This is a genomic window from Rickettsia sp. MAE-05, from assembly GCF_057319745.1.
The window spans coordinates 99,368-111,516 of sequence record NZ_JBLTIO010000003.1; the positions used below are offsets into that span (position 1 = coordinate 99,368).

A 12,149-nucleotide genomic window follows, 5' to 3' on the forward strand; every position below is an offset into this window, starting at 1 on the left:
ATCATTCGCCAAATTGCTCTTTAATATTGAATTATTAAAGAGCAATTAAAGCTATAGCAAATCTTGATGAAATTCTAGATGATGTTCACCGGCGAATTTTACTACATCATTATGATTCCCTTGATGATCAAAATTTATCAGCAATTCACTTTGTTCGTTTGAATGTAATATATTTGTGAATAAACGCTGGTCACCGTCAATTTTAATTTCGACTGCTTTTTTACCGATAAATTTAACGCCGTTCTTACCTTGTGGGCTATGTATTATACCTTTCGTTAAGGCATCTATAAATTTATCATATTGATTCTTATCTAATTTTTTTTGTAATTTTTCACTAATTTTTCCATAACAATCTAAACCTCTATATTTACCAAGCGGAATAACGTCGTTAGTAGTAATATCATGCTCTTTTGTAATATGCCATATACTATTAGGAATAATTTCTTGGTGGCGATTAATTTGTTGTATAGTATGAAATAAATCCTGTTCTTTTCTTAACTGATAATATTTATGGATTTCTATAGGATCCCACTCTTTTGGTAGCTCATAGTTATCATCTTTAGGTAAGAGATTAGAATATTGCTGTATCTTTTCTTGATTGTTAATTAATGAAGCAACCTCTAAACCTCTTTCAAGCACTTCTTGATTTTGAGGCTCATGGTTTAGAACTTCATCAATTTTTTCTAAAGCTAGATTATACTTCTTATCTGCAATCAAACCGATGCTAACCTTATCAACTATTTTTATAGCTTGGTCTGATGAAAAATGAAGTTTATTGGTAAGATTTTCTATATGGATTTGATTGCTATGTTTTTCAGGGTTTAGTAAAAATTCTAATTCCTTAAAAGTATTATTTACTTGTGTATCTAGATAGAGAGTTATTTGAGGTACTTTTTCTAAAAACTGCTGTGCTAGTTCGTATTGTTTAGTCTTTAATGCAATTTGAGCTAATGTATACGGTTCATTAACACTCTTACTAATTTTAATTAGCTCATCTCGTAGGTTTTCTTTATTTAAAATTTTCTCAGAAGTAGAATATTTATTATATTTAGCCATATATTGAAAGATGCGTAACATGCCTTTACAATTATCAGGTAAATTATTTTGATTAATTGAATTTAAGTTAGATTGAGAAATTTCGTTAGAATTCAAAATCATTTTTGCTAAAGTTTTTATATCATTAGAAGCATTTTGTATTAAATTCTCTGCTTCTGTAAATTTTCCATTGAGCCTATAAATCGTAAACAAATTATAGAAGTTACTATTATTTGGTTTGTCTTTTAACATGAGCAATAATTGCTCTTCAGCTGATGCTAAATTTCTTGTATTAACATATGCTGACCACAGATTAGTCCGACAACGATATAAAGCTTCTTTTTTTTCACCGTCACTTACTAAAGTTGGTAACTGAGGATTAAGTAGTGTAGACTCAAGTATTATTATTACTGCTTCATATTCTTTAGCATTACTTAATATTCCTGAAAAATGAGCTAAGTTCATAAGATTTATAGTTATTGTATTTATTAAATTTTTTATAACTTCAAGTTGCTTTTCAGGTTTTATAAATGTTACAATATGTTCTAAGAATTGAAGATATTGTGGATAATCTATTGTAGTTTTTAGTAATTTTGAAACTACAGGGGCAGTATTAAGTAGATCTTTGGCTATTTTTTCCATAATTTGAATATTTTTCTACTACTGCTATAAAGAAAATATTTTTTTGTGCATTATACTTATAAGTAATACGATCTAAAGGATTTTGAAATGATATAGGTTCAAATTTAAACTTAATTTCTGATTCATAGCTTTTGTGAATTATAGCCGTTTTATCTTGATTTATGGTATAATCTTCAAATAATTTATGGCTTTTAAGGTCTTCATAATTATAATTTTTTAATAAACATTTTAGTAATAATTTTTTATGTCTATTACTTAGTCTATTACTTGCTATATTTGCTGTTTCTAAAGCTAATTTTAAATCCTTTACGTTCTCTATAGTTTCTAAATAATTTTCTATTTTAAACTTTCTAACTTTATCTTCGATATATGTTGTTGTCCCTTGTAACATAATATCACCAACAAGCGGTAACCATAAAATATGGTTATTTTCAGAAAAGTTAATAGAAGACTTTTTGATTTCATATATAATGCCTAGTTATTTTTAACAAGGCATCATACATTAATTTAATTCTTAGTCAAAAAATTATTAATATTTTTTAATAATTATCCACCGAATTGCTAACTAAAGAGAGGTGTGTCATACCGTGGCTTGTCCACGGTATCCAGAAAAAACAACTAAAAATATCAATATTATTGATATTTTTAACTGATCCTGTGAATAAATTACGAATGACATCGAGCTTTTTATTATTATCTCTGGGATGCTTTTTATTATTATCTCTGGTCGTATTATTGCAGTTTAGAGTAAATAGTCTATAATCCTCAAACAGTAATAAGAGAGAATTATAGTTAAGGAGTTATGGCAAAAATAGATGTTAAGTGTAGATATTGTAACAACACAGAAGAAGTAATAAAGTCAGGATATTCAATTTCAAAACAACAGAGATATCAATGCAAGCGGTGTAATCGATATTTTCAATTGGAGTATATTAATAATGCATCTAAGCCTGGAGTTAAGGAGCAAATAGTAGAAATGTCAATCAACGGCTCTGGAGTTAGAGATACAGTAAGAGTATTAAAAGCGGGTATCAATACAGTTATCCGTGTTTTAAAAAATCTAGTATTAAAAACAATAAATCATTCTATCAGTACAACAGAAGTAATTATTGCTCCTGAGATAGATGAACAATGGTCTTATGTACAGAATGAATCCAGACAACGATGGCTTTGGTATGCCTTGGATAAGATTTCGTTAAAAGTAGTTGCTTATACGTTTGGTACAAGATGTGATAGCACATTAGAATCATTACTGAAAAAACTAGAGAATTTCAAGGTGACTTTTTACTATACAGATGGATGGGGGAGTTATGCTAGGTTATTAGACCCTAAAAAGCATATTATCAGTAAAAAATACACTCAACGGATAGAACGAAGTAACTTGAACCTTAGAACGAGATGCAAGAGGCTTGCACGTAAGACAATCTGCTTTTCCAAGTCATTGGATATTCATGATAAGGTTATTGGTACTCTTATTGAACGTATAGCTTTTTAATAGGCGTAACTGCAATATGGAGGCATGACCTTATCTCTCTTTAGTTAGCAATGCCTATCCACCGAATTGCTCTTTAATAATTCTATCTTCCAGCGTATGGTTTTTATTAAAGAGTAGTTTGATAGGTTTATCCTTAGTAGATTTAACGGTAACATTCGTGATATTATTCAACTCCTGAAAGTCGGCAGTAGCATTTACCGGTCGTTTATTTGTATTAAGTATTTCAAATTTAATTGTAGCAGATGAAAGCAGTAAAGCACCGTGCCATCTACGCGGTCTAAAAGAGCAGATAGGGGTTAGGCATAACATGTTTGAATCAAGCGGTAAAATAGGACCGCCGGCAGATAAATTGTAAGCACTACTTCCGGCAGGCGTTGCAACTAAAGCTCCGTCTGCTACTAATTCGCTCATTCTCTCTATTCCGTTTACGTCTATTCTAAATTTAGCAGCTTGATTAGTTTTACGAAATATCGATACTTCGTTAATAGCAAGTGCTGTATATATTTGACCGCTTATATCTTCAGCTTGCATAAGAAGAGGATTTAGAATAGAAACTGTACTTTCATGTATATTTTGTAATAAATTCTTGGTATCTAAAGGATTCATTAAAAAGCCGAGACTTCCTAAATTAACTCCATAAAAAGGGATATTAAGATTCATATAGCGGTGAATATTATGTAGTAATTCTCCATCGCCGCCTATTACGATAATTGCTTCTGCTTCCTCTATTTTACAATAATTATAGAGTTTTTTTATTTCCTCTATAATATCTAGATGTTTGGAATTTTGGTTATAAATCAATGCTATTTTATTTATATTCATTATATGAATTTCTTTTTTAATGTATAGACGCTTAACTAATAATAAGTTATAAGAATAAAGTAATAAAATAAATATTAAGTTAAATTATGTCATCATTCAACATCAAAAATCATAAAAATGATCTGCTATTTGTACCGCTAGGAGGATCTAATGAAATAGGTATGAATCTTAATCTTTACCATTATAAAGGTAAATGGTTAATGATTGATTGCGGTAGCGGTTTTGCCGATGACTACTTACCTGGTGTTGATATGATAATTGCCGATAGTAGCTTTATAGAGAAATATAAAAAAGATATAGTAGGTCTGATTTTAACTCATGCTCACGAGGATCATTTAGGCGGTGTCCAATATTTATGGAATAGCCTTAAATGTCCTATTTATACTACTACTTTCACAGCAAATTTTTTAAAAATTCGTTTAAATGAATATGATTTTGCTAAAAATATAAAAATTCACGAAGTAAAACCGGGTAGTAAAATAAATCTAGAGCCTTTTTCTTTAGAAATGGTGCCGCTCACTCACTCGGCTCCTGAAATGCAAGCAGTTATGATTCGTACAGATGCAGGTAATATTTTACATACGGGAGATTGGAAATTTGATAATGATCCGGTGCTTGGTAAAAAAGCTGATGAGGAGCTTTTAAAGTCTTATGGAGATGAAGGGGTTCTTGCACTTGTTTGTGATTCAACTAACGTATTTAATAAAGGAAGTTCAGGTTCTGAAGGCGATGTTAGAAAAAGTTTAGTAGATATCATAGCCGGCTGCCCTCAAATGGTAGTAGTTTCAACCTTTGCCTCTAATTTAGCACGGCTTGATACGATAATTCATGCTGCAGGGCTGGCCGGTAGAAAAGTAGTTTTAACCGGTAGAAGTTTGCATCGTATGATGCTTGCTGCTCAAGAAAGCGGCTATTTCAAAGATATTGCTCCTCTAATTAGTGAACGTGACGTTAGTAGATTTAGAAGAGAAGAATTATTAGTAATTGCTACCGGTTGTCAAGGCGAACCTATGGCAGCAACCGCAAAATTAGCTAGTAATTCTCACCAATCTATAAAGCTTGCTCCTAAGGATACAATGATTTTTTCTTCAAAAATTATTCCGGGTAATGAAAAGAAAATATTCAGGCTATTTAATATATTTGTTAAAGCCGGTGTAGAAGTTATTACCGAACGTGACCATTTTGTGCATGTTTCAGGACATCCATCGATTGACGAGCTGCAAAAAATGTATTCTCTAATTAGACCGAATATTTGTATACCTGTTCACGGCGAGCCTGTACATATTCATGAACATGTTAAGCTTGCTAAGAAAAACGGCATAAAACAGGCAGTAGAGGTTGAAAATGGTAGTGTAGTATTGCTTGAACCTAATAATGCAAAAGTAATTTCAAAGGTTGAAAATGGCTATTTAGCTGTAGACGGTAATTATTTACTCCCTGTAGAATCTCCGATTTTCAAAGCTAGAAGACGTATGCGTGAGTCGGGTATCGTGGTAGCATCAGTAGTAATTAATAAAAAAGGGCTGCTTGCTGCAAACCCCATGCTGTCTATGCCTGGTCTGCTTGATCCAAAAGAGGATATGGCATTAGTTAACCTTATGAAAAACGACATTAAAGAACTTGTTACCATTCAAAATAAACAGGCTAAAAAAGCATTGTCGGATGAACAAGTAATCGAAGCAATAAAAGGAACAATCCGTAAAACCTTGAAACAGGAAATAAATAAGTCACCTGTAATAATAGTAAATCTTGAGAAAGCTGTGGAGTAGAGGAGTTGTAGATCGTTTTTTCCGTCATTGCGAGGAAAAATTGAAAATTTTGACGAAGCAATCTCAGGATATTTGACGAGATTGCCGCGTCGTTGCTAAAGCAACTCCTCGCAATGACGATTTGTGTATTGCGGGGTGACAAAGAAAAAATAAAATGAATAAATTTAAAAATATTGCGGTTTATGGAGGAGGGAGTTTTGGTACTAGTCTTGCTTCTTTAGCAGCACAAAACTGTAATAACGTTACTTTATTTTTACGTGATGAGGAAATAGCCAAAGAAATTTTACATAACAAAACTAATGTAAAATATTTAGGGGATATTAAATTACCTGCTCATTTACAGGCTACTACAAATTTAAGTGTAATTAAGGATTTTGAACTAATTATTATTGCAGTGCCGTCTTATGCTTTTGATGACTCAATAAAATTATTAAAAACTCATAGCATTTCTAAAGACAATACTCTTCTAATCGCAACAAAAGGCTTTGCTCGTAACCCTACCGAATTATTTTCAGATAGGTTAAAAACTCTATTACCGCATAGCACTACAGTGTTTTTTGCAGGTCCGAATCTAGCGAAAGAACTAGCTAAAAATTTACCGGCTTCGGCAAGTATTGCAAGTTTAGATATAGATATAGCAAATAAGATAGCTTATAATCTAGGTTCAAAAAATTTTACTACTAATGTGACAAGCGATATTGTGACCTTACAAGTAGCAGGAGCTTTAAAAAATATTTTTGCTATTAAAAGCGGAATTGATTTAGCAAAGAAGCAGGGCGAGAATGCAAGAGCAACGCTTATAGTATCCGCCTTAAAAGAAATTGCTACTTTATCTAAGGCTTTGGGTAGTAAAAGGACGGATATTTTACTAGAAGCTGGAGTAGTAGGTGATTTAGTGCTTACCTGTTATTCCTTAGGCTCACGCAATACAAAATTCGGTTATGAGCTTGGAATTAGTAGCGACAAAAAGAAATTTTTACAAGAATATAAAGAATTAGTAGAGGGAAGAGAAGCGTTAAAGTTAGTTTTAGATTTGATAAAAAAATATAATTTGCAGATGCCTATAGTTTCCGAAGTGGCTTCCTGTATACTCGTTTAATTTGAAAAATTGGCTACGTTGTCTTTTGCTGATAATCCTCACGTACTAGTATGTACGCTGCGGTTATCAGCTTCAAGACGCCTTGCTCTTTTCCAAATTAAACTTCGTCTACATATTCTTCATTATATTATCCTTGCATAAGTATTATTCCATGCAACAACGCCGATGCCTGCTCACAACTGTCCGAAGTTGAAAAATAAGTAGAATAAGCAATTGTTTTTATAACTATTGCTGGTAGTATTTTTAATGTTTTACGTTAAAAATACCATTTTTAGCTATTAAATAGCTTTTGTTCATTTTAACTTCGGACAGTTGTGATGCCTGCTCGCAATGACGACTCGGTATTTGTGCAACAACGCCTATAGTCGCTTGCAATGATGGTATCTATCTTTATTTAGCAATGCCCTAACATTCGTACTGCTAAACTATCATCTATATAAACTACCCCATGGTCTACCTGAAATTTTAAAGGAAAAGACAAGCTATCGTTTTGTATAAGTATTTCATTAGAAATTGGATTAAATTCTAGTATTTTTACAAATTTATTAGGATATTTTTCAGAAGTAATATGTGTATTAGGTAAAGGGTTTTGTAATGCTAACTTACCTCCTTCAGGTATAATAATTCTATTATCTAGTGTTATTTCTTGAGTATCGGATTTCATAAGCTTGTCTAATTAAATATATTAATAATAAATTAATAACATAAGTTATAATTTAATAAATGTCAAATTTATACTATAACAAATCTTTTATCCGGTGCTGCTCTAATTTTTCTTCTTTATCTAGTTTATTTAAAAATTCTTTATAAAAACCGTTTGTTATATATACAAGTTCCATTTCGGTATTTAATTCAGAAGATTCAAGTATGATTAAACATTCACCATCCTTGAAAGTAACCACTTTATCATTTTCTTCTTCTAAACTATATTTATCTTTTAAAATGTTATAAAACTCTTCAAACTTATTTTTATCTATAGTTAAGATAACGGCTTCTATTACATTAAAATCATTACATATTACTAAAGCTTTAGATATAGCTTTTTCATTTGGTTCTATATAATAATTATATCCTTGCCAATAATTAGGTTCTTTATTGATGATTCTGTATTTTTTTGTTAAATCTATATTGGTAGTTTTATTTAATTCAAGACCAAGCGGCATAGGATTAGAATAGGTATTTAAACAAAAAATATAATTAATAAGGGTAATAGATTTTGCATAAATATATAATATTAAATAACAAATCTTAAATACCATAATATTTATATTATTTTAATTAAAAGTTAATAAAATAAAAATCTTTACAAAATTTAGTGAAAAAAAATAAAACCTCATATATTATAAGTAATTATATCTTTAGCTCATTACATGATAATCTTTAGTATAGTTTTTTTAAAACCGTTTCGGTATTATTAAGTGTAGTAATAGGATTCTTAGCAGGTAAATATTCAAATGTTGAAAGAGATAGTATCTCTTCTTTACTATTCTATTTTATATCACCTATAGTATTTTTTACGATACCTGCTAGTACAACCTTAACACTTTCGGCATTAAGCGTTACGGTCGTAACATTTGTAATTGCAACACTCTTATCGCTTTTTTCTTATTATTTTTTTGGTAAATTTTGGCAAGATCATACACGTAATATTATAGCTTTGTCTGCAGGTACAGCAAATGGCGGATATTTTATGTTGCCTATAGCTGCAGCACTTTTCGATGATTATACATTAAGTATTTACATGATGGCTGTTATAGGAGTTAATATTTATGAATGTTCCGTCGGCTTTTATATTTGTATGCGAAGTTTTGCAAATACCACCGATAGTATATTAAAAGTAGTAAAATTACCGATTTTAAATGCTTTTTTCTTGGGATGTTTATTTAGTTTTTGCGGTTTTACTTTACCGGATTTTTTAGATGATTTTATATATAATATGAAAGGCTCTTTTTCGATACTCGGTATGGTAATGGTGGGCCTTGCTCTTTCATCTCTACAAAAATTTGAAGTCGATATAAAATTTACTCTTGCTACGTTTGCTGCTAAATTTTTATTCTATCCTTTGGGAGTAGGGTTATTTATCATGTTTGATCATTTTGTAACAAAATGGTATAACAATGATTACTATAATGCTCTAAAACTACTTTCTACGGCGCCACTCGCAGCAAATACTATAGTTATAGCGAATTTACAGAAATTTTATCCTGAGAAAGTTGCAGCTACCGTGTTTTTATCTTTGCTTTTTGTAGTTATATATATGCCGACAATGGTCAGTATATTTTTAAGTGACTTAAATTAATAACATGATGACAATGATTTTTTTAAAATTTATTCTAAATTGGTATTAATAGGTTCATATGAAAATTAATTCAATAAAAATTGGTCCCTATATTAATTTATTACCTCTTCAATATATACCGAAACATAAAATTTCTTATGTGGAATTCGGTGATCCTAAAAATAAAAATATAATAGTATGTGCTCACGGCTTAACTAGAAATGCTCATGATTTTGATAAAATAGCTAAAGAGTTAAGTAAAAATTATAGAGTAATTTCAATAAATTATCCCGGTCGTAGTGATAGCGAAAATTTTAAAAAAGCTAATCATTATAATTATACTACCTATATTAAAGATACGTTATTCTTTTTTAAAAGACTAAATATTGAAAAACCTATTTGGCTCGGTACTTCAATGGGCGGTATTATAGGTATGGTACTTGCCAGTAAATATAAAAATATTTTTAAAGCCTTAATATTAAATGATATAGGGGCATTTATTGATGCTGTTCCTTTAATTAAAATTGGAGGTTATGCTAAAAAAACGGTACTCTTAGATGATTTGGCTAGTGCAAAAGAACATTTAAAACTTATTTATGCCCAAATAGGTATTAAAGATGAAGAAGATTGGGATTATTTAACAAAATATAGCGTAATTTCTACATTTGGCGGAAAATATAAAATGAATTATGATCCTGCTATAACAAAAGGAATGAAAAATGCTAGTAACCAAGAAGATGTTAAACTATGGTCCGTATGGAATAAAATAAAATGTAGAATATTAGTAATTCATGGGATGAAATCTCAAATTTTAACAAAATCTACTGTTAAAAAGATGAAAGAAACAAAAACTTTTGATCTTTATGAAATAAAATATGCTGGTCATGCTCCTTCCCTAATGAATCCTGAAGAAATTAACTATATCAAATCTTGGTTAGAGAAGAAGGTGTGAGGTCATTCATCGTCATTGCGAGGAGAGGCAAAGCCTCGACGTGGCAATCTAGTTTTAATTTCATGAGATTGCCACGCAGCCTATGGCTGTTCGCAATGACGATTTAGTATCCATACAATAACATAAAGTCAAATTAATAAACAAACAATAATTATGAAAATTACTACTAAAGTACTAATAATAGGTTCAGGTCCTGCGGGTCTAAGTGCCGCTATTTATACGGCTAGAGCCGCTCTAAAACCAATATTAATTAATGGTATGCAGCCAGGCGGGCAGCTTACAATTACCACCGATGTTGAGAATTATCCCGGATTTGCGGAAACGGTGCAAGGACCTTGGCTTATGGAACAAATGTCTATGCAGGCTAAAAATGTCGGTACAGAAATTATTAGTGATTATGTGGAAAAAGTGGATTTATCAAAGAGGCCTTTTAAAGTATTTACAGGATCAGGAAATGAATATGAAGCAGAAAGTATAATCATCTGTACCGGTGCAGAAGCAAAATGGCTTGGTATAGCTTCAGAGCAGGAATTTCGTGGTTTTGGTGTTTCGGCATGTGCTACTTGCGATGGTTTCTTTTTTAAGAATCAAGAAATAGTTGTAGTAGGGGGGGGAAATAGTGCAGTAGAAGAAGCTTTATACTTAACCAATCATGCTAACAAAGTTACTATAATACATAGAAGAGATAGTTTTAGAGCTGAGAAAATATTACAGGATCGATTATTTAAAAATCCTAAAATATCGGTAATTTGGGATCATGTAGTAGATGAAATTGTAGGTAGCGATAAACCAAAATCCGTTACCGGAGTTAAAATTCAAAATGTCCACACCAAAGAAATTAGTTTAGTGAATTGTAGCGGTGTATTTATAGCTATCGGGCATGCACCGAATACGGGGCTATTTACCGGACAAATTGCAATGGATGACGATAATTATATCATCACGAAGTTAGGTACAACTAAAACTAGCGTAGAAGGGGTTTTTGCTGCCGGTGACGTTCAGGATAAAATTTATAGACAAGCAGTAACTGCTGCAGGTAGTGGCTGTATGGCTGCTCTTGAGGTAGAGAAATTTTTGAACAAATAATAAAATTCCTAAAAAAAAGACATAATCATACAAGAATTTATTAATTTTTTTAATAAATTCTTGTATTAAAAATTATAGCAATATAATCTTTCTTTCTAATTTTATAAAATAGAGAGGAATTATGCCTACACAGCACTTAACTTCAGAGAAAAAATGGGAAATTTTTTTAAAAGCTATAGGAGCAGAAATAGGAGTTACAAAGGTAACTGGGTCATGCCTGCAGTTACGCCTATTAAAAAGCTATACGTTCAATAAGAGTACCAATAACCTTATCATGAATATCCAATGACTTGGAAAAGCAGATTGTCTTACGTGCAAGCCTCTTGCATCTCGTTCTAAGGTTCAAGTTACTTCGTTCTATCCGTTGAGTGTATTTTTTACTGATAATATGCTTTTTAGGGTCTAATAACCTAGCATAACTCCCCCATCCATCTGTATAGTAAAAAGTCACCTTGAAATTCTCTAGTTTTTTCAGTAATGATTCTAATGTGCTATCACATCTTGTACCAAACGTATAAGCAACTACTTTTAACGAAATCTTATCCAAGGCATACCAAAGCCATCGTTGTCTGGATTTATTCTGTACATAAGACCATTGTTCATCTATCTCAGGAGCAATAATTACTTCTGTTGTACTGATAGAATGATTTATTGTTTTTAATACTAGATTTTTTTAAAACACGGATAACTGTATTGATACCCACTTTTAATACGAGGCACGACCTAAATTTAATAACACGAGTACAAGAAGGTGATGTTTTTATTGGAGATAAAGTAGATACCGATAAAGAAATTACGTTCTCTAAAGACGGTCAACAATTCACGATTGGAGTAGAAGAGTTTGATACAAATATTGCCGGCGTAGTAAGAAGTTGTTACGATGAAGTAGCTTAATTATTATATTTCTCTTGCTAGTATTAGCGGATAATTTTAAGATTAGAAAAATACTATATGTCACCTCAATGTCATTC

The 12,149-nt window shown here is 31.2% G+C and carries 12 protein-coding genes and 1 pseudogene; 7 read left to right on the forward strand and 6 right to left on the reverse strand.

Annotation, left to right across the window (positions count from 1 at the left end; genetic code table 11):
* Positions 1 to 51 precede the first annotated feature (51 nt).
* Both ACNFN7_RS06560 and ACNFN7_RS06565 read right to left on the reverse strand, forming a co-directional pair.
* The gene (locus ACNFN7_RS06560; protein WP_485441331.1) at positions 52 to 1,677 is read right to left on the reverse strand and encodes a hypothetical protein; all 1,626 of its coding nucleotides are present in this window, start codon (positions 1,675 to 1,677) and stop codon (positions 52 to 54) included.
* A complete protein-coding gene (locus ACNFN7_RS06565) occupies positions 1,649 to 2,068 on the reverse strand; it encodes a hypothetical protein (RefSeq protein ID WP_485441332.1) in 420 nt (139 codons plus the stop codon). Before ACNFN7_RS06565 ends, ACNFN7_RS06560 begins: the two co-directional genes overlap by 29 nt.
* A gap of 411 nt (positions 2,069 to 2,479) precedes the next feature.
* On the opposite strand from ACNFN7_RS06565, the gene ACNFN7_RS06570 reads away from it, so the two are divergent.
* Complete coding sequence (locus ACNFN7_RS06570; RefSeq protein ID WP_485441333.1) at positions 2,480 to 3,172, forward strand: IS1 family transposase; 693 nt, start codon at positions 2,480 to 2,482, stop codon at positions 3,170 to 3,172.
* Positions 3,173 to 3,226: 54 nt separating this feature from the next.
* Here the strand turns inward: ACNFN7_RS06570 and ACNFN7_RS06575 are convergent, their stop codons facing one another.
* Positions 3,227 to 3,994 (reverse strand): NAD kinase, encoded by a 768-nt coding sequence (locus ACNFN7_RS06575; RefSeq protein ID WP_485441334.1) that lies wholly within the window; start codon positions 3,992 to 3,994, stop codon positions 3,227 to 3,229.
* Between the two features lie 86 nt (positions 3,995 to 4,080).
* Here ACNFN7_RS06575 and ACNFN7_RS06580 point away from each other — a divergent pair, with 86 nt between their 5' ends.
* Together ACNFN7_RS06580 and ACNFN7_RS06585 are read left to right on the forward strand one after the other, a co-directional pair.
* A complete protein-coding gene (locus ACNFN7_RS06580) occupies positions 4,081 to 5,763 on the forward strand; it encodes a ribonuclease J (protein ID WP_485441335.1) in 1,683 nt (560 codons plus the stop codon).
* 154 nt (positions 5,764 to 5,917) lie between these two features.
* Positions 5,918 to 6,862: an NAD(P)H-dependent glycerol-3-phosphate dehydrogenase gene (locus ACNFN7_RS06585; protein ID WP_485441336.1), complete on the forward strand. Its 945-nt coding sequence runs from the start codon at positions 5,918 to 5,920 to the stop codon at positions 6,860 to 6,862.
* Between the two features lie 394 nt (positions 6,863 to 7,256).
* Here ACNFN7_RS06585 and ACNFN7_RS06590 read toward each other — a convergent pair whose 3' ends face one another.
* On the reverse strand, positions 7,257 to 7,526 hold the full coding sequence (locus tag ACNFN7_RS06590; RefSeq protein ID WP_485441337.1) for a hypothetical protein: 270 nt from the start codon (positions 7,524 to 7,526) through the stop codon (positions 7,257 to 7,259).
* A gap of 73 nt (positions 7,527 to 7,599) precedes the next feature.
* Positions 7,600 to 8,121, reverse strand: a complete 522-nt coding sequence (locus ACNFN7_RS06595; RefSeq protein WP_485441338.1) for a hypothetical protein — start codon at positions 8,119 to 8,121, stop codon at positions 7,600 to 7,602.
* A 111-nt stretch (positions 8,122 to 8,232) separates the two neighbouring features.
* Here ACNFN7_RS06595 and ACNFN7_RS06600 point away from each other — a divergent pair.
* The 3 genes and pseudogenes from ACNFN7_RS06600 (at position 8,233) to trxB (ending at position 11,178) form a co-directional block, all read left to right on the forward strand.
* Positions 8,233 to 9,161 (forward strand): annotated as a pseudogene (locus tag ACNFN7_RS06600) (AEC family transporter).
* A gap of 58 nt (positions 9,162 to 9,219) precedes the next feature.
* Positions 9,220 to 10,092 (forward strand): alpha/beta fold hydrolase, encoded by an 873-nt coding sequence (locus ACNFN7_RS06605; RefSeq protein ID WP_485441339.1) that lies wholly within the window; start codon positions 9,220 to 9,222, stop codon positions 10,090 to 10,092.
* A gap of 153 nt (positions 10,093 to 10,245) precedes the next feature.
* A complete protein-coding gene (gene trxB, locus ACNFN7_RS06610; protein ID WP_485441340.1) occupies positions 10,246 to 11,178 on the forward strand; it encodes a thioredoxin-disulfide reductase in 933 nt (310 codons plus the stop codon).
* 232 nt (positions 11,179 to 11,410) lie between these two features.
* On the opposite strand, the gene ACNFN7_RS06615 is transcribed toward trxB, so the two are convergent.
* Complete coding sequence (locus ACNFN7_RS06615) at positions 11,411 to 11,830, reverse strand: IS1 family transposase (RefSeq protein ID WP_485440853.1); 420 nt, start codon at positions 11,828 to 11,830, stop codon at positions 11,411 to 11,413.
* Between the two features lie 41 nt (positions 11,831 to 11,871).
* Here ACNFN7_RS06615 and ACNFN7_RS06620 point away from each other — a divergent pair, with 41 nt between their 5' ends.
* Positions 11,872 to 12,072: a hypothetical protein gene (locus tag ACNFN7_RS06620; RefSeq protein ID WP_485441341.1), complete on the forward strand. Its 201-nt coding sequence runs from the start codon at positions 11,872 to 11,874 to the stop codon at positions 12,070 to 12,072.
* Positions 12,073 to 12,149: the final 77 nt, after the last annotated feature.